Origin of the sequence: Brevundimonas basaltis, from assembly GCF_014202075.1 — a bacterium.
GTDB classification, from domain to species: Bacteria; Pseudomonadota; Alphaproteobacteria; order Caulobacterales; family Caulobacteraceae; genus Brevundimonas; species Brevundimonas basaltis.
This window is the reverse complement of sequence record NZ_JACHFZ010000007.1, coordinates 68,496-88,723: the sequence shown is the minus strand read 5'-3', so window position 1 is coordinate 88,723 and position 20,228 is coordinate 68,496. Positions and strand designations below refer to the sequence as shown.

Below are 20,228 nucleotides of genomic sequence, written 5' to 3'. Positions count from 1 at the left end.
GGTCAGCCCCCCTCGCTGGACGCGGCGGCGGTGTCGGTGATCAGGTTCAGCTTGGTGAAGCCCGCCGTGGACAGCCGCGCCATCACGCGCACGACGGCCTGATAGGGCGCGCGGCCGTCGCCCCGGATGGAGATCGACTTCTCACGCGCCGCGGCGCCGCCCGCGTCGGAGACCCGCGCGATCAGATCTTCCCAGGAGACGAGGTCCTCGCCGACGAAGATCTCGCCGTCGCGGCCGACCGTGACCACGATCGGGTCGTCAGTGGCCTCCATGGCGCTGGCTTCGGTCTCCGGAAGGTCGACCGGAACGGCCACGTTCAACAGCGGGGCCGAGATCATGAAGATGATCAGCAGCACCAGCATGACGTCGACCAGCGGGGTGACGTTGATCTCGCTCAGGGGCCGTTTGCGGGCCCGTCTGCGGCCCCGGACGTGTCCGCCCGCGCCGCCGCCGCCTCCCATGGCCATGCTCAGAGCTCCCGACGGCTGTAGTCGCCGGACGGCGGGGCGGCCGGGCCGGACGAGGCGCCGAGGCGGCGCGCCACGGCGGCCTGCAGGTCATCGGCGAAGCTTTCCAGCCGGCCGGTGAACTTGCCCGCGTCGATGGAGAATTTGTTGTAGGCCATATAGGCCGGGATGGCTGCGGCGAGGCCGATGGCGGTGGCCAGCAGAGCCTCGGCGATGGGCCCGGCCACCGTGGTCAGGTTGGTGTTGCCCGCCAGGCTGATCTTGCCGAAGGCGTTCATGATGCCCCAGACCGTGCCGAACAGGCCGATGAAGGGCGAGGCGGTGGCGACCACCGACAGCACGCCGAGGCCGGCCTCGACCCGCTGGCCCTCGCGAGCGATCAGACTATCCAGCGCCCGGTCGATGCGGGCCATCAGCATATTGCCCTGCCCCTCGGTCAGCGGACCGCGGGCGCGCGCCTCACGCCAATCGGCGAGGGCGACGACCAGCATGCGCGGCAGCGGGTGGACCGGATCGGGGCCCGCCTGCTGGGCGATCTCTTCCAGCGGGCGCCCGGAGCCGACGGCCTTTTCGAAGGCGCTCGCCTGACGGTTCATGGCGGCGAAGCGAAAGGCCTTGTCGATGATCACCGCCCACGACCACAACGAGGCGACGGCCAGGCCGATCATGATCGCCTGAACGACGAAATCGGCCTCCATGAACAGGGCCAGGGGGTTGAGCATCGTCGACGCTTCGGCGGGGGTGGTCATTCGGTCGTCCTCTTTCGTCCGTGTGTCCTGTGCACCGGACGGGCGTGGCGGATGTGTGGCGATTCAGGCGGGTCTAACGAGGTCTGGCCCAACCGTCACCTTACTGCACGTGACAGGTTCGCGATGTGGTCAGGGTTCGCCCGTGAGCCATGGACGGACCTTGTCGACGAGGAGCCGGGTCGGGCGGCGCGGACGGCCGTCCAGGTGGATCGAGACGACCTCAACCTCGGCCGCGCACAACGCCTCCGCGCCACGCGTGATGGTCTGGGAGATCAGCAGGCGCGGGCCCTTGATGGCGGTGTAGCGGGTGCGCACGACCAGTTCCTCGTCGATCCGGGCCGGCTTGAGGAAGGTCAGCGACAACCTCGAGACGACGAAGGCCATCGGCTGATCGCCGTCGAGCAGTTCGGCGTGGCCGACGCCCATCAGGCGCAGGGCGTCGGACCGGCCCCGCTCGAAAAAGCGGACATAGGCGCCATGATAGACCAGGCCGGTGAAGTCGGTGTCCTCGTAATAGACGCGGATCGGCAGGCGATGCTCGCGGGCTTCGAAGCGGCCGGCGGTGGGGCGGTCGGTCATGGGCGGCCCCCCGTCCCGAAATTGGGCGCACGGGTCAGGAAACCCGGGCAGACGTCGCGCAGCATCTCGTCGAATTCGGCCTTCAGCGGATCGGTCTCCAGCAGGATGCGGTTGGGGCGGGAGATGAAGACGACCAGATCTTCGCCAGCCGAGACATAGCCGCACACCGCCCGGCGGCGGCCCCGTTCGGTGTAGCGGACCACCGCGCTCCGCCCGATATGGTCGCGCAGCTGGGCTCCGGCGCGCTCTTCGGGCGAGGGCGCGCCGCCGCCCAGCCCCCCGGCGCGGGTCGCCAACCACAGGATCACGGCGCCGAGGATCAGCACAGCGGCGCCGAGCACCGCGATCAACCGCTCGACCCTGATCCTGCGCGCCATGCCGCCTCCGTTCGGGGGCGAGCATGACGGGGTTCGGCCGCCCCGTGAAGGGTCACTTGCCGCCGAACAGGCCGCCCTGTTCCGGCGATCTCGGCGGTTCGGTCAGGCCGAGGTGGGCGTAGGCACGGGCGCAGGCCATGCGGCCGCGCGGGGTGCGCTGGATGAAGCCCTGCTGCAGCAGATAGGGCTCGATGACGTCCTCGACGGCGTCGCGGGCCTCGGCGATGGCGGCGGCGAGGGTGTCCATGCCGACCGGACCGCCGCCGTAGTTCTCGATCAGGGCCTTGAGGAAGCGGCGGTCGTTGGCGTCGAGGCCGGCCTCGTCGATCTCGAGCCGGCTGAGCGCCCGGGCGGCGGCGAGTTTGTCGATCGAGGCCGAGCCCTCGGCGCTGGCGAAGTCGCGCACCCGGCGCAGCAGGCGGCCGGCGACGCGAGGCGTGCCGCGCGACCGGGAGGCGATTTCGCGGGCCCCGTCCTCGGCGATCGGGGCGCCCATCTTGCGGGCCGCGCCCATGATGACCTTCACGAGCTCGTCGGGCGTGTAGAACTCCAGCCGCAGCGGAATGCCGAAGCGGTCGCGCAGGGGCGTGGCCAGCAGGCCGGCCCGGGTGGTGGCGCCGACGAGGGTGAAGGGGGCCAGGTCGATGCGCACCGAGCGGGCCGAGGGTCCCTCGCCGATGATCAGGTCCAGCACATGGTCCTCCATGGCCGGATAGAGGATCTCCTCGACGGCCGGGGCGAGGCGGTGGATCTCGTCGATGAACAGCACGTCGCGCGGTTCGAGATTGGTCAGGATGGCGGCGAGGTCGCCGGCCTTGGCGAGGATCGGGCCGGAGGTGGCGCGGAAGCCGACGCCGAGCTCGCGCGAGACGATCTGGGCCAGGGTGGTCTTGCCGAGACCCGGCGGGCCGAACAGCAGGACGTGGTCGAGCGCCTCGCCGCGCTGGCGGGCCGCGTCGATGAAGACCTTGAGATTGCCCTTGGCCTGCTCCTGGCCGACGAACTCGGACAGGGTCTGGGGCCGCAGGGCGCGGTCGTAGGTTTCGCCGGGGGCGGGATCGGGAGAGATGATGCGGTCGTCGGTCATTCTGAACCCGCTACCCGCCTGCACGGCTCCAGAACCACCGTTCGCGTCTGCCTCCCTCCACCCTCCCGAGCCTCTTGGATGGCTTGGCGGTCCATGCGGCAATCGACTCCGCCCGCGCGATATTCGATCCGATCGAGATCCGCGATCAGGCGGCGGATTGCGATCGCATCGCCATCGTGGAGCAGACCGGCTTCCTCGACCATGCCGCCGGAGAGATGCATCGTGATCCAGATCGGTTCACCCGTCTGATTCCGGACCTGTCCGACTCCCGACGTGCATCCCGAGAGTGCGCCGCAAAGCATCGCCATACCCGCTGCGGCCAGACCCCGCCTCACCGCCCCAGCTCCTGCAGGGCCGCGCGGATCACGGCGGACAGGTCGGCCTCGTCGCCCAGCCGGATCAGGGCCTGGTCGACGGCGCGGCGGGCGTTGACCTCGGCGACGCCGAGGCCGAGCAGGGCCGAGACGGCCTCGCCGGTGACGCTGGGGACCGGGGCGGCGGTTTCGGCGTGGACCCCGGGCGCGGAGGGGGTGAAGGAGACGTCGCCGAGCGGCTTGCCCTTGAGCTCGGTGACGATGCGCAGGGCCAGCTTGGGGCCGACGCCGTTGGCGCGGGCCACGGCCGCCTTGTCTTCCCGCGCGACGGCGGCGGCGAGTTCTCCGGGCGGCAGGACGTCGAGCACCGACAGGGCGGCCTTGGGGCCGACGCCCTGGATGCCGGTCAGGGTGGTGAAGGCGCGGCGCTCGTCGCGGGTCAGAAAGCCGTAGAGGCGCGGGCCGCTTTCGGCGTTCCAGGTCGATTCGATCTGCAGGGTCGCCTCGTCGCCGGGAGCCGGGAGGCGCTGCAGGGTGCGGGCGCCGCAGACCACGACATAGCCGACGCCGGCGCAGTCGATCAGGCAGTGATCCGCCTCGACCTCGGCCAGCACGCCTCTGAGCCGGCCGATCATGCGGCCCCCGCGAGGAGCGCCCGCTTGCGCAGCTGGGCGTGGGTGATGGCGACGGCGAGGGCGTCGGCGGCGTCGGCCTTCACATCGCCGGCGGAGGGGAGCAGGCGTTTGACCATGAAGGCGATCTGGGTCTTGTCGGCGTGGCCCGCCCCGACCACCGCCTTCTTGATCAGGTTGGGCGAATATTCGGCGACGCCGAGCCCATGCCGGGCGGGGGCCAGCATGACGGCGGCGCGGGCGTGGCCGAGCTTGAGCGTCGAGGCCGGGTTCATGTTGACGAAGACCTCCTCGATCGCGGCCTCGTCGCAGGCATGGGCGGCGCAGACCTCGCCGATCGCCTCGAGCAGGAACAGCAGGCGCTGGCTGAACGGGGCGGTCTCGGGCGGCGCCACGACTCCGTGGGCGATCCAGCGCAGGCGCGAACCCTCGACCGCCACCACGCCCCAGCCGGTGCGGCGCAGGCCGGGGTCGAGACCGAGGATGCGAGTCGCTGCGTTCGTCATTCGTTCCCTTCATGCCCCAAACGAGGTTGACGAACAATGACCGCCGGGCGGCGCGCGTCAGTTGTCGCGCGGCAGGACCGAGAACCCGGCCAGGCCGGTGTTGGCCGACAGCTGGCGGACGAGGTGGTCGATATCGAGCGGCATCCGTCCCCGGGCCTTGATGTGATGCTCGTGCAGCTGGCCGTCGGGGCTGAGGACATGGCCGATCTGGACGCACTTCAGGGCGCTGTCCGCGAGCAGGGCGCGCAGGGCCGCCTCGTCCGGCGCCCGCCCGCGGGTCCAGCGCAGATGCAGGTCCATGACCCCGATCTGGGGCAGGCGGGCGTCGAGCAAGCGCAGGACCGCCAGCACGCCGAGGGTGGCGATCGAACCGATCAGCGCCAGGTTCAGCATGCCGACGCCGAACAGCACGCCGATGGCCGAGGTCACCCACAGCGAGGCGGCCGTGGTCAGGCCCTTGACCGAGAAACCCTCGCGGAAGATCACGCCGGCGCAGAGGAAGCCGATGCCGGTCAGCAGGCCGTGAGACATCCGCGTCGGATCGATCACCACGGTCTGGTCGGCCAGGGCCGTGAAGGCCCAGGTGGACTGGTGCATCGCCGCCAGCATCAGCAGGCAGGAGGTCAGACAGACCAGAATATGGGTGCGGAACCCGGCCGGATGACCGTGCCAGGTCCGCTCGACCCCGATCAGGCCGCCCGCGGTCATGGCCGCCAGCACCGGCCAGATGAGCGCCCAATCCAGATCCATCGTTTGCTCCGGCGACTGACGAATCTTCAGCCTAGGCCGGTCAGGGCGACGCGATCAAGAATGGCGAACTATTCGGTGGTCTTGCCGTCGAAATGTTCGTCGGCGGCGTCGGCCTCGGCCTTGGTCTTGTGGACCACGCCCTCGCGGTGCTCGGGCGGGCCGTAGAGGGTGTAGAGCGCCAGGGGCTTGTCGCCGGTGTTGACGACATTGTGCCGGGCCCCGGCCGGGACGATGACGGCGTCGTCGTCCTTGATCGGCGTGGCCTTGCCGTCGATCCGCACCTCGCCCGAGCCGCTTTCGACGCGGAAGAACTGGTCGTGGTCCTCGTGGACCTCGGCGCCGATCTCCTCGCCGGGCTGCAGGGTCATCAGCACCAGCTGCAGATATTTGCCGGTGTAGAGCACGCGCCGGAAGTCGGTGTTCTCGACGGTGAGCTTCTCGATATCGGCGACGAAACCTTGCATGACGGTCCTTTCAGCATTGGGGAGACGGGGTGGATATGGGTCCCGGCGGCGGCGGGGCAAGGCGACGCGGCGCCGGGGCCTCAGTCGTCGCGAGGGTCGAGGCGGTAGGCGGTCACGCCCTCGATGGCGCGCAGCCGGGCCGCCAGCGCCTTGAGCGGCTCCTCTCCCATCGCCTTGAGCCGGAACAGTCGGCGGACGGTCTCGCCGCCTTCGATCAGCTCGTGGCGCCCGCCGGCGGCGCGATTGCCTACGCCCGCGAAGGCCGCCTCGACCGCCGCCTCGGCGGACGGGTCCTCGCGTCGCCACGCCACCTCGGCGTCGATACGGAGATGCTGGGGAAAGCGGGCGCTGACCAGCCTGAGAACCGCCAGGATGACGACGGTCAGCACCGTTCCGCTCACCCCGAGCCAGAACAGGCCGGCGCCGAACAGCAAGCCCAGGGCTGCGGTGATCCACAGCGAGGCGGCCGTGGTCAGGCCGTGGATCGAGAAGCCCGCGCGGAAGATGACGCCCGCGCACAGAAAGCCGATGCCGGTCAGGATCCCGTGGGCCATGCGGGTCGGATCGCTGACGATCCGGGTTCCCGGCAGGATGTCGAACCGCCAGGCTCCCTGCGATACGGCCGCCTCCATCAACAGGGCCGAGGCCAGGCAGACCAGGATGTGTGTGCGGAAGCCCGCCGACCGGCCTCGCCATTCGCGTTCGAACCCGATCAGGCCACCGGCGGCGACGGCGGCGAGCAGCGGCAGGACGAAATCGGGCAGGTCGCTCAGGTCCATGCCGAGCCAACGGCGGGCCGGTCGCGGGGGTTCCGGCCGGCGCCCGCCCTGCTCAGCCCGGGCTGACGACCGTCAGCCCGCGTATTTCGCCAGGTCTTCGTCGGAGATGTCCTCGTTCGAATAGACGTTCTGCACGTCGTCCTCGGCGTCGAGGGCGTCGAGCAGCTTCATCAGCGTGCCGACCGCCTCGCCGGTGACCTGAACTTCGGACTGGGGCTTCCAGACGATGGCCGTCGATTTCGGATCGCCGAGGATTTTCGACATGGCCTCGGCCACCTCGTTGAGATCCTCGAACTTCGTCCAGATGGTGTGGCCGGGGGCGTCCTCGTAGATGTCCGGCTTGACCAGATCGCTCTCGACGTCGTCGGCGCCTGCCTCGATGGCGGCCTCCATCACCGCGTCCTCGCTGCCCGCCTCGGCCGGATAGACGATCTGACCGACGCGGTCCCACATGAAGGCGACCGAGTTGATCTCGCCCAGGGCCCCGCCGTTCTTGGTGAAGGCGGCGCGGATGTTGGAGCCGGCCCGGTTGCGGTTGTCGGTCAGGGCCTCGACGATGATGCCGACCCCGCCCGGGCCGCGGCCCTCGTAGCGGATTTCCTCCATGGTGTCGGCGTCGCCGCTGGAGGCCTTGTTGATGGCCCGCTGGATGACGTCCTTGGGCAGGCTCTCGGCCTTGGCGTTGTTCACCGCCAGACGCAGGCGGGGATTCATGGCCGGGTCCGGCAGGCCCGACTTGGCGGCCACGGTGATGTCCCGCGACAGCTTGGAGAACAGCTTGGACCGCTGCGCGTCGGCGCGGCCCTTGCGGTGCATGATGTTCTTGAACTTGGAATGGCCGGCCATGAGGATCTCTGCTGTAGGCGCTATCGCTCGCCGCGCGGCGGCTCGCTGCTTAGCGCGGGCGCGGTCGCGGTTCGTCGGCGGGCCGTCTAGCCGATGGCGGAGCGGCTGTCACGGGCAGGAACCGCGAGGCTGGCGAGGCATTTCCCGAGGGACCCGACGGAGCCGCGCCATGACCGCCGAAGACGCCATCTACGACGCCGACCTCTACACCGACGAGGACCTCGACGAGGCCGACATCGTCGAATGGTACGAGGCCCGCCCGGTCACCGTGCCCGCCGCCGTCGCCACCGGCGCCATCGTCGGGGCCTTCGCGCTGGGCGTGCTGACCGCTGTCGGCGCGCTGGCGCTGATGGGTCGACTGGACGACTGACCTAGGTCTTCAGGCTCTCCAGAAAGCCCCGCATCTTGTCGTCGACCGGGACGGGTCGCTTGGTCTCGCGGTCGACGTAGACGTGGACGAAATGGCCGACCGCGGCCGCCTCCTCCTCGTTGTTGCGGAACAGGCCGATCTCGTAGCGGACCGAGGAGGTGCCGACGTGAGCCACCCGCACGCCGGCCTGGATCTCGTCCGGGAAGGCCGTCGGCGCGAAGTAGCGGCAGCCGGTCTCGGCGACCAGGCCGATCACCTGGCCCTGGTGAATGTCGAGCAGGCCGTTGACGACCAGCAGCCGGTTCACGGCCGTGTCGAACCACGAGTAGTAGACGACATTGTTGACGTGGCCGTAGACGTCATTGTCCATCCAGCGCGTGGAGATGGCCTGGAAGCGGCGATAGTCGCTGCGCTTGGTCCGCTCGATGGTGCCGGTCACGCACGTTCTCCCCATTGTTGTCGACGCCGAGCCTTGGGCTTGGCGGACCCGGCGTCAAGCGCCTAGCGTTCCCACCATGCAGACCACCGCCGCCGTCCTCAGAGCCGTGGGCGCCCCTCGCCCCTATGCCGACAGCCGGCCGTTGGCGATCGAGACCGTGACGCTGGACCCGCCGGGTCGCGACGAGGTTCTGGTCGCCGTCAGGGCGGCGGGCCTGTGTCATTCGGATCTCAGCGTAGTCAACGGCGACCGGCCGCGGCCGATGCCGATGACGCTGGGCCACGAGGCGGCGGGGGTGGTCGAGGCGCTGGGGCCGGGCGTCGGCGATCTCGCGGTCGGCGATCACGTGGTCATGGTCTTCATGCCGAGTTGCGGCCATTGCGATCCCTGCGCCAGCGGGCGGCCGGCCCTGTGCGAGCCGGGCGCGGCGGCCAACGTGCGAGGTGAGCTGTTGGGCGGGGGCGTGCGCCTGCACAGCGAGGCGGGCGATCTGCATCATCACCTCGGCTGTTCGGCCTTCGCCAGCCATGCGGTGGTGTCCCGCCGCTCGCTGATCAAGGTCGACGCCGACCTGCCGTTCGAACATGCCGCCCTGTTCGGCTGCGCGGTGCTGACCGGGGTCGGGGCCGTGGTCAATACGGCGAAGGTGCGCGCGGGACAGTCGGCAGCCGTGGTCGGGCTGGGCGGAGTGGGGCTGTCATCGGTGCTGGGGGCGCTGGCCAGCGGGGCGTCGCCGGTGGTGGCCGTGGACCTGAGCGAGGACAAGCTGGCGCTGGCGCGGAGCCTTGGGCCGGTCAGAACCGTCAACGCCAGCGACGCCGACGCGGTGGACCAGGTGCGGGCCCTGACCGGGGGCGGGGCCGATTTCGTGTTCGAGATGGCCGGCAGCGTGCGGGCGCTGGAGGCGGCGTGGAAGATGACCCGGCGGGGCGGGACCACGGTGACCGCCGGGCTCCCCCCGCCCGAGGCCGCCCTGGCGGTCAACGTGGTGCGGCTGGTGGCCGAGGAGCGGACGCTGAAGGGGTCGTACATCGGCACGTGCGTGCCCTCGCGCGACATTCCCCGCTACGTGGCCCTGTTCCGCGAGGGGCGGCTGCCGGTCGACCGGCTGCTGAGCGGGACCATCCCGCTGGAGCGGATCAACGCGGCCTTCGACGATCTGGCCGAGGGCCGAGCGGTGCGCACGGTGGTGACCTTCCCCTGATCCCCCCGGGGGTGGACCCCGTCGGCGCAACGCTGCTACGCCTGCGTCATGGAAATCGGCGCATTCATCTCTCTCGGCCTCTACTTCGTCGTGATGCTGGGCATCGGGCTCTACGCCTATCGCGAGTCGACCAGCGACGTGTCCGGCTACATCCTCGGCGGGCGCAGGCTGGGGCCGGCCGTGGCCTCGCTGTCAGCGGGGGCCTCGGACATGAGCGGCTGGATGCTGCTCGGCCTGCCCGGGGCCATGTACCTCAGCGGCCTGTCGTCGGCGTGGATCGCCATCGGCCTGTTCATCGGGGCGCTGGCCAACTACCTGATCGTGGCCCCGCGGCTGAGACTGCACACCCAGCTGGCGCGCGACGCCCTGACCATCCCCGACTATTTCGACAAGCGCTTCCTCGACCGCACCCGCCTTCTGCGCATCATCTCGTCGGTCGTCATCGTCATCTTCTTCACCCTCTACACCTCGTCCGGACTGGTCGCGGGGGGCAAGCTGTTCGAGAGCGCCTTCGGCCTCGACTACGGCTGGGGCCTGATGATCACCGCCGGCGTGGTCATGGCCTACACCCTGCTGGGCGGTTTCATGGCGGTCAGCCTGACCGACTTCGTGCAGGGCTGCATCATGTTCGTCGCCCTCGTACTCGTGCCGATCGTGGCCCTGACCCAGGTCGGCGGCGTGGCCGAGACGGCGAGCGCCATCCGCAGCATCGATCCCGGCCTGCTCAACCTGTTCGAGGGCGCCACGGTCATCAGCGTCGTCTCGGCCATGGCCTGGGGCCTCGGCTATTTCGGCCAGCCCCACATCATCGTCCGCTTCATGGCCGTGCGCTCGGTCCGGGACGTGCCGATGATGCGCAACATCGGCATGAGCTGGATGCTGGTCACCCTGATCGGCGCCCTGGGCACCGGTCTGGCCGGCCTCGCCTACGCCAGCCGCACCGGGCTGGAGGTCAGCGACCCCGAGACCATCTTCATCCTGCTGTCCGACGTACTGTTCAACCCGCTGGTCACCGGCTTCCTGCTGGCGGCCATCCTCGCGGCGATCATGAGCACCATCTCGTCGCAGCTGCTGGTGTCTTCGTCCTCCCTGACCGAGGATTTCTACGCGGTCTTCCTCCGTAAAGACGCCCCCCAGAAGGAGCTGGTGATGGTCGGCCGGATCACGGTTCTGGCCGTGGCCGTGGCGGCGGGCGTCCTCGCCTGGAACCCGCAGAACAGCGTGCTCGACCTCGTGTCGCAGGCCTGGGCCGGCTTCGGCGCCGCCTTCGGCCCGCTGGTCATCCTGTCGCTGACGTGGAAGCGGATGACCCGCAACGGCGCCCTCGCCGGCATGATCGTCGGCGCCGCCACCGTCCTGTTCTGGACCTATGCGCCGGTGCTGGCCGACGGCGCCAAGCTCGGCTCGGTCATCTACGAGATCGTGCCCGGCTTCATCCTCTCCTTCCTGGCCATCGTCGTCGTCAGCCTGATGGGCAAGGCCCCGACCGGCGAGGTCGCCGAGACCTTCGACGCGGTGCAGGCCCAGCTGAAGGCGCCGAAGGCGTAGCCATGCGCCGCCTCGCCGACCTGCCCGGCGTCGACGCCCTCGAGCTGAAGGCGCTGATGAAGCCGCGCATCGCCGATCCGGACGAGCGCCACGACCACCCCGAGGTCGACGCCGTCGCCGTCGAGGCCTTCGGCCTGACCCTCGACCAGGCCGAGGCGACCGCCCTGCCCGCGGACTGGCCCGATCATCTGAAGGATCTGCATCGCCAATCCCCCGCCCAACTGGTCGAGGCCTTCGAGGCCGAGGGCTGGGACGTCACCGACAAGAAGCGCAAGCCGCTGCGCGTCCTGCCCCTGTTCGCCCTGCCGCTGGCGCTGGCCGCGCGCGGGGTGGCGGGGACCCTGCCGTTCATGCCCGAGCCGGACCATCCGGAGACCGGTTGGGGCGCCGGGCTGAAGGCCGAGGCGGGGCGGTTCAGGACGCGCTGAGGGCGGCATCGGCGGGGGCGTCTTCGGGGACGTCGGCCTCGTCGCCGCCGTCGCCCTGTTCCCAGAGAAACAGCAGCGGCGGCAGGATGAAGTCCGCGTATCGCGGGCGATGGCCCTCGAGCAGGCTCCACTGAAAGAAGCCCTCGCGCTCGCAGTTCGGCTCGATCTCGCCGCGCGCGATGCGGACGAGGCGGCGGCGCTGGACCTCGCGGATGACGATGGCGTTGATGCGGATGCGGGAGGGGCGGCGTCTTTTCATGGGGGCTCCGGCGTGGGGTCTGACAGACGTGCGTCATCGTCTTCCGGGGCGCGGGCCGCGGAAGGTGGGGAGGGCGCGGGGCGACCGGGCCTCGCCCGGTGCAATCGTGAATACCGTTTCGGCGAGACAGGCTGCCCCGCGCGGCCGTTTTCCGCACACTCCCCCGGCTGGCGGCCCGATTGAGGCCTTACCGGATCGGGACGGAGCCCTTGCGGGACCCCGCCCCGGGTCGGACGTGACCGCATGTAGCGGCATCGGCCCGAACCTTGAGCGCGCGGCGAGCAATCAGACGCCATCCATCGACGTCGGAGAGGACCCCGGGACTCTCCATCGCCCCGGCTTCATCGCTCGACCACAGCCCGCCGCCATCGAGGAACGTGGATCCGACGCCCTCCCCACCGACGGGATGCCCCTATCCTAAACCCCCTCCGCCCTCAGGCGGGTTCAGGACGCTCGATCACGGACGGAGTCCGGGAAAAACAACGGGTTGAGCGATTTGAATAGGCGGATTGCACATTAACTTGCAGCGCAGCAATTGCCGTTGAGAGCTGAGGTTCATCACTACGGGCACGACGATTCACAACGGACACGAGGGGGCCGATCCCGGTTTTGCGCCTTGCGGGTCCCACCTGAAAGCTGATCGTCTCCCGCCGGGAGACGCCGATCCCGGACGGAAGCGATCAGGCGGCGCGGCGCCGGACCAGAGCGAGGAAGTCCTGGAGCGAGAAGAGCCAGGCCCTCTGATCGGAGAGATAGCTAGTTTGGATCGGGGCCGGCACGACGAGTTGGAGGTCGGCCGCCCGCATCTCGTCGGTCTGGTTTCTGGAGATGCCAGGTTCAAGGGTGACGAGGTGCTTGCGCCGCACCCGCGCCCCTTCCGACAGAACCTGCCGCCAACGGTCCTTACAGGTCGACTTGGCGCCGAGCAGCGTCAACCCGTCGTCGGGGAAACGGTCGTCCCGATAGGCGGCGGCACCCGGAAACAGGAAATCCGGCTTCTTGTTCCCCTCGGTCCGGCCGCCCCGCTCGAAGGCCAGGCCATGCGCCTCAAATATGCTGGCGAGGTGGTGCTCAAGCGAATATCCCGCCCGGGACTTCCGCCGATTCTGGACGCTCAGGGAAAAGGCTATGAAGCCGTGAACGTCGGTCCGGCTCGCGGCGACGAAGCCGGTACGCAGCCGCTCATCGATGATGTGCCGCTCGAGCGTGAAGAAGAGCGTCTCTTCCAACTCCAGCCAAGCCATCAGGGTCGAGTCCGGCTCGCCCTTCGGATCGACCTCCGGACACAGGTCGCGTGCAAAGGATGAAAAGGCAGCCGTACCAGGAAATTTCGGGCCAAACGCCTTGAGGAGGGCTTCAAGCCAATGATCGTCTGCGACCGGGACCTCAACCTCGATCGCTTCGAGAATCTGGCGCGCCGCGAAGCTCAGCGCCCCCTGATCAGTCTCGCGGATATCTCTCTGGGAGAACTGCGCCGTGGGTGGCTCCAAGTCGAAGAGCCAGAGCAGTTGCTGCTCGATATCGCTGCCCGCCCGGCACAGGAGAACCGTCAAGCGCGCGTCTCGGCCGAGGCAGACAAGCAGCGTATCGCCCTCGGAGGCCTGGTAGACCACCGGTTCCGCCTCCGCTGTGTACAGGAGCCGCGGCTCCGGACGACGGTGCGGCTGGTTCGCGCGGGAATCGTACCAGGTCGCCGTCGCGTCCAGCCGGACCGGAGCCTCCTCGTCCGTCAGCCACATATAGGTGCAGGGGATTGAGCGACGGGTCGAGGGCGGGCCCAGAAAGGCCTGAAGAATCCGCGTGCCCTGAAATTCGTGACCATTTGAAATGGCCGGATCGACTTCCGTGCCGCTGAGCCGCTTTGTGCCCACGCCCACGAAGTAGTCAGCCAGATACCCCCGCTTCATTGGCCGTCCCGATCTCCAGCAAGGCCTCGTCGCTGTGGAGCCAACGAGCGATTTCGCTCACCACCTCCGGCAGGTCGGCCAGCCGCAACCGTCCCTTTATGGAGCATTCCCAGACGACCGCAACGCGCCAACCAGCGTCCTGAAGGCGAGCCATCGCAGCCGCATCCACCTCCCGGTTCCGTCCGATCTTCTCCCGCCAGAACTCCGGCCGCGTCTTCGGCCATTTGAACAGGTGGCAGTCGTGGCCGTGCCAGAAGCAGCCGTGGACGAAGATCACCGCGCGATACTTCGGCAGGCACAGGTCCGGGTTCCCCGGCAGGTCCTTGCAGTGCAGCCGGTAGCGAAAGCCCCGCGCGTGGAGCGCCTTGCGGATCAGCAGTTCCGGTTTGGTGTTCTTGCCCCGGATGCCGGACATCATCCGGCTGCGGGTCGCCGCATCGACGACGTCAGCCAAGCGCGGCCTTCGGCCGTTTCCCGAGCGCGGCGAAGAGGTGCGGCTTCATATGTTCGGCGACGGCTTTCACGGCCGGCACCACAACAGAATTCCCGAACTGGCGATAGGCCTGGGTGTCCGAGACGGGGATGATGAAGTCATTCCCTTGAGGCGCGTCAAAGCCCATCAGCCGGGCGCACTCGCGCGGCGTCAAACGGCGCGGCGCCTTGCCGTCCTCCTGCTTCACCAGGATTTCCGAACCGTCCTTGTAGTAGCGGGCCGACAGCGTGCGAGCGACGTCGTCCGGCCCGACCAGCCCGAATCCGAAACCGTTGCCCGCCGCCTGATGCTTTTCCTTGTACCGCTGGAGATAGCTCCAGAGGTGGTTTGTCAGGGTGTATTTGTCCGACACGCGACCGGAGTTGCCGACAGTGAAGCGCTGATCCGGAACCTCAGAACCGTCCCCGGGATGGAGGATGTCCACCAGCTTCGGGGCGGCGTCCGGCAGCTTCATGTCGGCGAAGCGGAAGCCCTGGTTCTCGCGGAAGCCGATGATGAAAATCCGCTCGCGGTGCTGGGGCGTCCAGTGGCGGCCGTCGATCACCCGGAAGTCGATGGTGTAGCCGAGCTCCTCGGTCAGGACGTCCTTGATCGTCTGAAACGTCTTGCCCTTGTCGTGGCTGACGAGGTTGCGGACATTCTCCAGTAGGAACGCCGCCGGGCGGTGATGGGCGATGATCCGGGCGACATCGTAGAACAGAGTCCCCTGGGTCTTGTCCTCAAAGCCGTGTGCCCGCCCCAAGGCGTTCTTCTTCGACACCCCGGCGATGGAGAACGGCTGACACGGAAAGCCAGCCAGCAGGACGTCATGAACCGGGATCTCCGACGCCTCGATCTTCGTGATGTCGCCGTTGATCTCGTGATCGTCGTCCGGGAAATTCGCCCGGTAGGTCTTCTGGCTGTACTTGTCCCACTCCGAGGTGAAGACGCAGCGGCCGCCGATCGACTCGAAGCCCCGGCGCAGGCCGCCGATGCCCGCGAACAGGTCGATGAAAGTGAAGTCGGCGCCCTCGGAATCCTTGTCGCCCTGGATCAATGTCAGCTCAGGCGGCTTCGCCGCCGGGCGCACGGGACCAGGGATCAGGCCGAGGTCGACCGCCTTGTCGGCCGTCGCCTGGCCAGCCTGTTTCACCATGAGGGCATACTCCGACACGGTCGACTCCGCGCTTGTTCAGGGTGGCAGACTGGAGAGATTCCGCCAGGAGAACAAGTCAGGAACAACCTGATCATGAACAGCTTTCCGGTTTCCTACCGGAGCGTCGCCCGCGCCGTTGAGAGGAGAGCTTACGCCCGGTCCCGCACCCGCATCGCCCCGCCCGAGCTGGTCTCCACCTCGAACCGGCCTGTGGCGCGGATCAGGTCGGACAGTTTGGCGTAGCCGTAGGAGCGCTGGTCGAAGTCGGGGTAGGCGTTGCGCAGGCGGTTGGCGATGCCGCCGGCGTTGACCCAGCCGGCGCCGTCCTCGTCCATGTCGGCGATGACCGTGGCGATCAGGCGGGCGGCCTCGGACGGGGGGCGCTTGCCGGGGACGGGGGTCGCGCCCTCGCCCGAGGCGGCGGCGGGGGCCTTGCGGGTGCGGCCGGCGCCGGAGCCGGAACCGGCGGCGGCGGGCTCGTCGTCGTTGTCGGAGACGGCGCGGCCGGTGAGGTTCTCGGTGTAGATGAAGCGGGTGCAGGCCTGACGGAAGCTTTCGGGCGTCTTGCGCTCGCCGAAGCCGTAGACGTCGACGCCCTCTTCGCGGATGCGCGAGGCCAGACGGGTGAAGTCGGCGTCGGAGGAGACGAGGCAGAAGCCGTCGAAGCGGCCCGAGTGGAGCAGGTCCATGGCGTCGATGACGAGGGCGATGTCGCCGGAGTTCTTGCCCTTGGTGTTGGCGAAATTCTGCTGCGGCTGGATGGCGTAGCGGGCGAGGACTTTCGTCCAGCCCTGAATCTGGTTGGAGGCGAAGTCGCCATAGATGCGCCGGGCGGAGGCCTCGCCGAGGGTGGCGATCTCGGTGAACAGGGCCTCGGCGATGCGCGGCGAGGCGTTCTCGGCGTCGATGAGGACGGCGAGGCGGGGGGCGCGGGCGGAGGCGCTGAGGGAGTCGGTCGCCATGGTGCGGTCCTCGCGGGGCGGTGAGGTCGACAGCATGCGGCGCTTCGGGCCGATACGCTATCGCGGGGCGACGATTTCCAGACCGACGCCGGGCGCCTCGGCCGGAGAGCCGACGACGACGTCGAGACGGGCGTCGAGCGTCAGATCCTTGAGCGCGCGCTCCATCAGCACCGGCACGGCGGCGTCGCCGTCGGCGCGGATGTCGAGCAGGAAGCCCTGCTCGCCGTCGCGCCAGCGGGCCAGGGCCAGCCAGACGGCCTTGACCGCGGGCGCGGCCGAGAACTCACGGGTCAGGGCCTCGACGAGGCCGGGCGGGGTGTCGGCGGGCCGGGCCACCTCGGTCGGGTAACGGTCGGCGGGCAGCGGATTGGGACGGCCGATCAGCGAGGCCATGGCGTCGGGGCTCCAGCGCACGCCATAGCCGTGGCCGGGATTGAGCACGGCCGGATTGGCGCGGATGGCCTCGAGCAGGTCGCGGCCGGGGAAGGCGACCGGGTCGGCGGCCTCGCCCATGACGGCGGAGGCGCGCTCGGCGGCGGTGAAGAGGGCGGTGGCGGCGGGACCGCCCGGCTGGGCCACGCTGCGCAGGCGCAAGACGTCGTCGGCGACCTCGCCCGGGGCGCGCACGGCCCACAGCGGGTGATCGGGCACGGCGGCCTGGAAGGCGGCGCGCTCTTCCGCCCCGCCCGAGGCGGCGGCCATCAGCAGGCGCTCGAGATCGTTGAGCGGCTCGAACGGGGGGCGGGCGGCGGCGTCAGTCATGCTCAATCCTCATCCATCTTCAGCGCCGCGATGAAGGCCTCCTGCGGGATCTCGACCTTGCCGAACTGGCGCATGCGTTTCTTGCCGGCCTTCTGCTTCTCGAGCAGCTTCTTCTTGCGGGTGGCGTCGCCGCCGTAGCATTTCGAGGTGACGTCCTTGCGCAGGGCGCGGACGGTTTCGCGGGCGATGATCTTGCCACCGATGGCGGCTTGGATGGGGATCTGGAAGAGGTGGGGCGGGATCAGCTCCTTCATCTTCTCGACCATGCCGCGGCCGCGGGTCTCGGCCCGGCCGCGGTGGACCAGCATCGACAGGGCGTCGACCGGCTCGGCGTTGACGAGGATGCTCATCTTGACCAGGTCGCCGGCCTTGTAGTCGGTCAGCTCATAGTCGAACGAGGCATAGCCCTTGGAGATGGATTTGAGCCGGTCGTAGAAGTCGAAGACGACTTCGTTGAGCGGCAGTTCGTAGACCACCAGGGCGCGGGCGCCGACGTAGCTGAGCTCGATCTGCTGGCCCCGGCGGTCCTGACACAGCTTGATGACGCCGCCGAGGTACTCGTCGGGGGTCAGGATGGTCGCCTTGATCCACGGTTCCGAGATTTCCATGATCTGCATCACGTCGGGCAGGTCGGCCGGGTTGTGCAGGTCGATCTGGGAGCCGTCGCGCAGGTCGATCTTGTAGACCACGCTGGGGGCGGTCGCGATCAGGTCGAGATTGAACTCGCGGCTGAGGCGCTCCTGGATGATCTCGAGGTGAAGCAGGCCGAGGAAGCCGCAGCGGAAGCCGAAGCCGAGGGCGGCGCTGGATTCCATCTCATAGGTGAAGCTGGCGTCGTTGAGGCGCAGGCGGCCGATGGCGGCGCGCAGGTCCTCGAAGTCGGCGGCGTCGACCGGGAACAGGCCGCAGAAGACCACGGACTGGACTTCCTTGAAGCCCTTCAGCGGTTCGGCGGTGGGCTTCTTCTCGTCGGTGATGGTGTCGCCGACGGCGGCGTGGGCGACCTCCTTGATCTGGGCGGTTATGAAGCCGACCTCGCCGGCCGAGAGCTGCTCGACCGGGGTGTTCTTGGGCAGGAAGACGCCGACGCGGTCGACCAGGTGGGTCGAGCCGGACTGCATCATCTTGATGCGCTGGCCGGCCTTGAGCACGCCGTCGAAGACGCGGACCAGCAGGACGACGCCGAGATAGGGGTCGTACCAGGCGTCGACCAGCATGGCCTTGAGCGGGGCGGCGGGGTCGCCCTTGGGCGCCGGCAGGCGGGTGACGATGGCCTCGAGCACCTCCTCGATGCCGAGGCCGGACTTGGCGCTGGCCATGACCGCCTCGGAGGCGTCGATGCCGATGACGTCCTCGATCTGCTCGCGCACCCGCTCAGGCTCGGCGGCGGGCAGGTCGATCTTGTTGAGGACCGGGACGATCTCGTGATTGTTGTCGATGGCCTGATAGACATTGGCCAGGGTCTGGGCCTCGACGCCCTGCGACGCATCGACGACCAGCAGCGAGCCCTCGCAGGCGGCCAGCGAGCGCGAGACCTCATAGGCGAAGTCGACGTGGCCGGGGGTGTCCATCAGGTTGAGGACGTAGTCGAGGCCGTCGCGGGCCTTGTAGTTGAGGCGCACGGTCTGCGCCTTGATGGTGATGCCCCGCTCCTTCTCGATGTCCATGTTGTCGAGAACCTGGGCCGACATCTCACGCGCGGTCAGGCCGCCGGTGTGCTGAATCAGCCGGTCCGACAGCGTCGACTTGCCGTGGTCGATGTGGGCGACAACGGAGAAATTCCGGATACGTTCGATGGGAGGGGTCGTCATGGCCGCGCCGGTAGCACGGCGGGGCCGGATCGCCAACGCGGACAGCGGCGGGACAGCCTCCGTCACAGCATTTGTGGCGGATTACATCGACGTAAGACGGCGGATTGGCGTTTGAGAAGAGACCCCGGAACGGATATTCAACGGTCGATGACAAGGCGGCCGCATCGGCGGCGCCCGGGCGCGGCTCATCCCCTTCCGCGCCCCAAGGGACTCAGGCGTGGCGAACATGAAGCGGAATAATTGGGCCGGCGCGGCCGTCCTGACCCTAGCGCTGGCGCTGGCCGGTTGCGGCGGCGACGAGGCGGCCAAAAAGGCCGAGGCCAAGGCCAAGGCGGACGCCGGGGGCAGCAGTCAGACAGTGACGGTGGCGACCGCCGCGCTGCGCAACCTGCCCCGCACCGTCACGGCGTCGGGCACCGTCTCGGCGTGGGAAGAGGTGCCGGTCGGGGCCGAGACCGGCGGTCTGACCGCCACGGCCGTCTATGTCGACGAGGGTCGCTACGTCCGGCAGGGCCAGCCGCTGGTGCAGCTGAACGACGCCCTGCTGCGCGCGCAGCTGAGCCAGCAACGCGCGGCGGTGCAGACCGCCGAGGCCAACGCCGACCGCGACCAGGCGGCGCTGGACCGGGCCCAGGAGCTGAAGGAGCGGGGTTTCCTCAGCCAGGCCTCGCTGGACACGGCCCTGGCCAACAAGCGGTCGTCGGACGCCAGTCTGCTCGCCCAGCGCGCGGCGCTGTCGGAAACCCGGACGCGGCTGTCGCAGGCGACCATCCGCGCGCCGGTGTCGGGTCTGGTGATCAGCCGCAACGTGACCCGCGGCCAGATCGTCTCGCCCGGAACAGAGCTGTTCCGCATCGTCCGCGACGGCCGGCTGGAGCTGGACGCCCAGGTGCCGGAAACCGAGCTGGGACTGGTGCGGTCGGGCCAGGGCGCCGTGGTGAGTTCGGATCAGGTGGGCGAGACCACCGGCTCGGTGCGGATCGTCACCCCGGAAGTCGATCCCCAGACCCGGCTCGGCATCGCCCGGATCAGCCTGAGCGGCGGCGGTTTCCGCCCCGGCATGTTCGCGCGCGCCCGCATCGACGTCGGGGCCAATCCCGCGGTGACGGTGCCGACCGCGGCGGTGCTGTACCGTGAGAACAAGCCGGGGGTGTTCATCCTCGACAGTCAGGGCCGGGCCCGTTTCCGGCCGGTGGTGATCCAGACCCGGGGCAGCGAGTGGACCGCGGTCGACGGCGTGACGGCCGGTTCGCGCATCATCGTTCAGGGCGCCGGCTTCCTCGGTGAGGGCGACCGGGTGCGGGTGGCGCCGGCCGTCCAGCCCGCGGCGACGGCCAAGTCGGCCGCCAAGGCGGGCTGA

25 protein-coding genes are annotated in these 20,228 nt (G+C 69.2%); 5 read left to right on the top strand and 20 right to left on the bottom strand.

Annotation, left to right across the window (positions count from 1 at the left end):
- Positions 1-2: 2 nt before the first annotated feature.
- From HNQ67_RS13480 to HNQ67_RS13425, 12 genes are all read right to left on the bottom strand, one after another.
- The gene (locus tag HNQ67_RS13480) at positions 3-467 is read right to left on the bottom strand and encodes an ExbD/TolR family protein (RefSeq protein ID WP_183256306.1); all 465 of its coding nucleotides are present in this window, start codon (positions 465-467) and stop codon (positions 3-5) included.
- Between the two features lie 2 nt (positions 468-469).
- Positions 470-1,216 carry a protein TolQ gene (tolQ, locus tag HNQ67_RS13475; RefSeq protein ID WP_183256304.1) on the bottom strand — a complete coding sequence of 249 codons (747 nt, stop codon included), beginning with the start codon at positions 1,214-1,216 and terminating at the stop codon, positions 470-472.
- Between the two features lie 129 nt (positions 1,217-1,345).
- Positions 1,346-1,795 carry a YbgC/FadM family acyl-CoA thioesterase gene (locus tag HNQ67_RS13470; protein WP_183256302.1) on the bottom strand — a complete coding sequence of 150 codons (450 nt, stop codon included), beginning with the start codon at positions 1,793-1,795 and terminating at the stop codon, positions 1,346-1,348.
- On the bottom strand, positions 1,792-2,172 hold the full coding sequence (locus HNQ67_RS13465; protein ID WP_183256300.1) for a hypothetical protein: 381 nt from the start codon (positions 2,170-2,172) through the stop codon (positions 1,792-1,794). Before HNQ67_RS13465 ends, HNQ67_RS13470 begins: the two co-directional genes overlap by 4 nt.
- A gap of 52 nt (positions 2,173-2,224) precedes the next feature.
- Entirely contained in the window at positions 2,225-3,259 is a 1,035-nt protein-coding gene (gene ruvB, locus HNQ67_RS13460; RefSeq protein WP_183256298.1) for a Holliday junction branch migration DNA helicase RuvB, read from the bottom strand.
- Positions 3,256-3,480, bottom strand: a complete 225-nt coding sequence (locus HNQ67_RS13455) for a hypothetical protein (RefSeq protein ID WP_183256296.1) — start codon at positions 3,478-3,480, stop codon at positions 3,256-3,258. Before HNQ67_RS13455 ends, ruvB begins: the two co-directional genes overlap by 4 nt.
- Before the next feature lie 110 nt (positions 3,481-3,590).
- On the bottom strand, positions 3,591-4,208 hold the full coding sequence (gene ruvA / locus HNQ67_RS13450) for a Holliday junction branch migration protein RuvA (protein ID WP_183256294.1): 618 nt from the start codon (positions 4,206-4,208) through the stop codon (positions 3,591-3,593).
- Positions 4,205-4,711: a crossover junction endodeoxyribonuclease RuvC gene (ruvC, locus tag HNQ67_RS13445; RefSeq protein WP_183256292.1), complete on the bottom strand. Its 507-nt coding sequence runs from the start codon at positions 4,709-4,711 to the stop codon at positions 4,205-4,207. Before ruvC ends, ruvA begins: the two co-directional genes overlap by 4 nt.
- Before the next feature lie 57 nt (positions 4,712-4,768).
- Positions 4,769-5,461: an MgtC/SapB family protein gene (locus HNQ67_RS13440; RefSeq protein WP_183256290.1), complete on the bottom strand. Its 693-nt coding sequence runs from the start codon at positions 5,459-5,461 to the stop codon at positions 4,769-4,771.
- A 68-nt stretch (positions 5,462-5,529) separates the two neighbouring features.
- Positions 5,530-5,925: a cupin domain-containing protein gene (locus HNQ67_RS13435; RefSeq protein ID WP_183256289.1), complete on the bottom strand. Its 396-nt coding sequence runs from the start codon at positions 5,923-5,925 to the stop codon at positions 5,530-5,532.
- Between the two features lie 80 nt (positions 5,926-6,005).
- Positions 6,006-6,704 (bottom strand): MgtC/SapB family protein, encoded by a 699-nt coding sequence (locus HNQ67_RS13430; RefSeq protein WP_183256287.1) that lies wholly within the window; start codon positions 6,702-6,704, stop codon positions 6,006-6,008.
- Between the two features lie 72 nt (positions 6,705-6,776).
- The gene (locus tag HNQ67_RS13425) at positions 6,777-7,550 is read right to left on the bottom strand and encodes a YebC/PmpR family DNA-binding transcriptional regulator (protein ID WP_183256285.1); all 774 of its coding nucleotides are present in this window, start codon (positions 7,548-7,550) and stop codon (positions 6,777-6,779) included.
- A gap of 169 nt (positions 7,551-7,719) precedes the next feature.
- Here HNQ67_RS13425 and HNQ67_RS13420 point away from each other — a divergent pair, with 169 nt between their 5' ends.
- Positions 7,720-7,920: a hypothetical protein gene (locus tag HNQ67_RS13420; protein ID WP_183256283.1), complete on the top strand. Its 201-nt coding sequence runs from the start codon at positions 7,720-7,722 to the stop codon at positions 7,918-7,920.
- Position 7,921: 1 nt separating this feature from the next.
- On the opposite strand, the gene HNQ67_RS13415 is transcribed toward HNQ67_RS13420, so the two are convergent.
- Entirely contained in the window at positions 7,922-8,359 is a 438-nt protein-coding gene (locus tag HNQ67_RS13415; protein WP_221247905.1) for a thioesterase family protein, read from the bottom strand.
- Positions 8,360-8,435: 76 nt separating this feature from the next.
- Here HNQ67_RS13415 and HNQ67_RS13410 point away from each other — a divergent pair, with 76 nt between their 5' ends.
- From HNQ67_RS13410 to HNQ67_RS13400, 3 genes are read left to right on the top strand one after another with little or no spacing between them, the layout of a single operon-like run.
- Positions 8,436-9,563, top strand: a complete 1,128-nt coding sequence (locus tag HNQ67_RS13410; RefSeq protein WP_183256279.1) for a zinc-dependent alcohol dehydrogenase family protein — start codon at positions 8,436-8,438, stop codon at positions 9,561-9,563.
- Between the two features lie 48 nt (positions 9,564-9,611).
- Positions 9,612-11,111 (top strand): sodium/proline symporter PutP, encoded by a 1,500-nt coding sequence (gene putP / locus HNQ67_RS13405; RefSeq protein WP_183256276.1) that lies wholly within the window; start codon positions 9,612-9,614, stop codon positions 11,109-11,111.
- A 2-nt stretch (positions 11,112-11,113) separates the two neighbouring features.
- Positions 11,114-11,539: a hypothetical protein gene (locus tag HNQ67_RS13400; protein WP_183256274.1), complete on the top strand. Its 426-nt coding sequence runs from the start codon at positions 11,114-11,116 to the stop codon at positions 11,537-11,539.
- Here HNQ67_RS13400 and HNQ67_RS13395 read toward each other — a convergent pair.
- From HNQ67_RS13395 to lepA, 7 genes are all read right to left on the bottom strand, one after another.
- Complete coding sequence (locus HNQ67_RS13395) at positions 11,526-11,798, bottom strand: hypothetical protein (protein WP_183256272.1); 273 nt, start codon at positions 11,796-11,798, stop codon at positions 11,526-11,528. The genes HNQ67_RS13400 and HNQ67_RS13395 overlap by 14 nt on opposite strands.
- 680 nt (positions 11,799-12,478) lie before the next feature.
- The gene (locus tag HNQ67_RS13390; RefSeq protein ID WP_183256270.1) at positions 12,479-13,705 is read right to left on the bottom strand and encodes a type II restriction endonuclease; all 1,227 of its coding nucleotides are present in this window, start codon (positions 13,703-13,705) and stop codon (positions 12,479-12,481) included.
- Complete coding sequence (locus tag HNQ67_RS13385) at positions 13,683-14,159, bottom strand: very short patch repair endonuclease (protein ID WP_183256268.1); 477 nt, start codon at positions 14,157-14,159, stop codon at positions 13,683-13,685. The genes HNQ67_RS13390 and HNQ67_RS13385 overlap by 23 nt, the downstream gene beginning before the upstream one ends.
- Complete coding sequence (dcm, locus tag HNQ67_RS13380; protein ID WP_183256266.1) at positions 14,152-15,333, bottom strand: DNA (cytosine-5-)-methyltransferase; 1,182 nt, start codon at positions 15,331-15,333, stop codon at positions 14,152-14,154. The genes HNQ67_RS13385 and dcm overlap by 8 nt, the downstream gene beginning before the upstream one ends.
- A 149-nt stretch (positions 15,334-15,482) precedes the next feature.
- Positions 15,483-16,331 carry an NYN domain-containing protein gene (locus tag HNQ67_RS13375; RefSeq protein ID WP_246347612.1) on the bottom strand — a complete coding sequence of 283 codons (849 nt, stop codon included), beginning with the start codon at positions 16,329-16,331 and terminating at the stop codon, positions 15,483-15,485.
- A gap of 21 nt (positions 16,332-16,352) precedes the next feature.
- Positions 16,353-17,057, bottom strand: coding sequence for an enhanced serine sensitivity protein SseB C-terminal domain-containing protein (locus HNQ67_RS13370; protein ID WP_183256264.1), 705 nt, complete (start codon positions 17,055-17,057; stop codon positions 16,353-16,355).
- Positions 17,058-17,059: 2 nt separating this feature from the next.
- A complete protein-coding gene (gene lepA / locus HNQ67_RS13365; protein ID WP_183256262.1) occupies positions 17,060-18,868 on the bottom strand; it encodes a translation elongation factor 4 in 1,809 nt (602 codons plus the stop codon).
- 226 nt (positions 18,869-19,094) lie between these two features.
- On the opposite strand from lepA, the gene HNQ67_RS13360 reads away from it, so the two are divergent.
- Positions 19,095-20,228: an efflux RND transporter periplasmic adaptor subunit gene (locus tag HNQ67_RS13360; RefSeq protein WP_183256261.1), complete on the top strand. Its 1,134-nt coding sequence runs from the start codon at positions 19,095-19,097 to the stop codon at positions 20,226-20,228.

What these genes read in the sequence shown, in the direction of transcription:
- HNQ67_RS13480 (WP_183256306.1), bottom strand. Translation starts at nt 467, where the DNA reads ATGGCCATGGGAGGCGGCGGCGGCGCGGGCGGACACGTCCGGGGCCGC.
- tolQ (WP_183256304.1), bottom strand. Translation starts at nt 1,216, where the DNA reads ATGACCACCCCCGCCGAAGCGTCGACGATGCTCAACCCCCTGGCCCTG.
- HNQ67_RS13470 (WP_183256302.1), bottom strand. Translation starts at nt 1,795, where the DNA reads ATGACCGACCGCCCCACCGCCGGCCGCTTCGAAGCCCGCGAGCATCGC.
- HNQ67_RS13465 (WP_183256300.1), bottom strand. Translation starts at nt 2,172, where the DNA reads ATGGCGCGCAGGATCAGGGTCGAGCGGTTGATCGCGGTGCTCGGCGCC.
- ruvB (WP_183256298.1), bottom strand. Translation starts at nt 3,259, where the DNA reads ATGACCGACGACCGCATCATCTCTCCCGATCCCGCCCCCGGCGAAACC.
- HNQ67_RS13455 (WP_183256296.1), bottom strand. Translation starts at nt 3,480, where the DNA reads ATGCATCTCTCCGGCGGCATGGTCGAGGAAGCCGGTCTGCTCCACGAT.
- ruvA (WP_183256294.1), bottom strand. Translation starts at nt 4,208, where the DNA reads ATGATCGGCCGGCTCAGAGGCGTGCTGGCCGAGGTCGAGGCGGATCAC.
- ruvC (WP_183256292.1), bottom strand. Translation starts at nt 4,711, where the DNA reads ATGACGAACGCAGCGACTCGCATCCTCGGTCTCGACCCCGGCCTGCGC.
- HNQ67_RS13440 (WP_183256290.1), bottom strand. Translation starts at nt 5,461, where the DNA reads ATGGATCTGGATTGGGCGCTCATCTGGCCGGTGCTGGCGGCCATGACC.
- HNQ67_RS13435 (WP_183256289.1), bottom strand. Translation starts at nt 5,925, where the DNA reads ATGCAAGGTTTCGTCGCCGATATCGAGAAGCTCACCGTCGAGAACACC.
- HNQ67_RS13430 (WP_183256287.1), bottom strand. Translation starts at nt 6,704, where the DNA reads ATGGACCTGAGCGACCTGCCCGATTTCGTCCTGCCGCTGCTCGCCGCC.
- HNQ67_RS13425 (WP_183256285.1), bottom strand. Translation starts at nt 7,550, where the DNA reads ATGGCCGGCCATTCCAAGTTCAAGAACATCATGCACCGCAAGGGCCGC.
- HNQ67_RS13420 (WP_183256283.1), top strand. Translation starts at nt 7,720, where the DNA reads ATGACCGCCGAAGACGCCATCTACGACGCCGACCTCTACACCGACGAG.
- HNQ67_RS13410 (WP_183256279.1), top strand. Translation starts at nt 8,436, where the DNA reads ATGCAGACCACCGCCGCCGTCCTCAGAGCCGTGGGCGCCCCTCGCCCC.
- putP (WP_183256276.1), top strand. Translation starts at nt 9,612, where the DNA reads ATGGAAATCGGCGCATTCATCTCTCTCGGCCTCTACTTCGTCGTGATG.
- HNQ67_RS13400 (WP_183256274.1), top strand. Translation starts at nt 11,114, where the DNA reads ATGCGCCGCCTCGCCGACCTGCCCGGCGTCGACGCCCTCGAGCTGAAG.
- HNQ67_RS13395 (WP_183256272.1), bottom strand. Translation starts at nt 11,798, where the DNA reads ATGAAAAGACGCCGCCCCTCCCGCATCCGCATCAACGCCATCGTCATC.
- HNQ67_RS13390 (WP_183256270.1), bottom strand. Translation starts at nt 13,705, where the DNA reads ATGAAGCGGGGGTATCTGGCTGACTACTTCGTGGGCGTGGGCACAAAG.
- dcm (WP_183256266.1), bottom strand. Translation starts at nt 15,333, where the DNA reads ATGGTGAAACAGGCTGGCCAGGCGACGGCCGACAAGGCGGTCGACCTC.
- HNQ67_RS13375 (WP_246347612.1), bottom strand. Translation starts at nt 16,331, where the DNA reads ATGCTGTCGACCTCACCGCCCCGCGAGGACCGCACCATGGCGACCGAC.
- HNQ67_RS13370 (WP_183256264.1), bottom strand. Translation starts at nt 17,057, where the DNA reads ATGACTGACGCCGCCGCCCGCCCCCCGTTCGAGCCGCTCAACGATCTC.
- lepA (WP_183256262.1), bottom strand. Translation starts at nt 18,868, where the DNA reads ATGACGACCCCTCCCATCGAACGTATCCGGAATTTCTCCGTTGTCGCC.
- HNQ67_RS13360 (WP_183256261.1), top strand. Translation starts at nt 19,095, where the DNA reads ATGAAGCGGAATAATTGGGCCGGCGCGGCCGTCCTGACCCTAGCGCTG.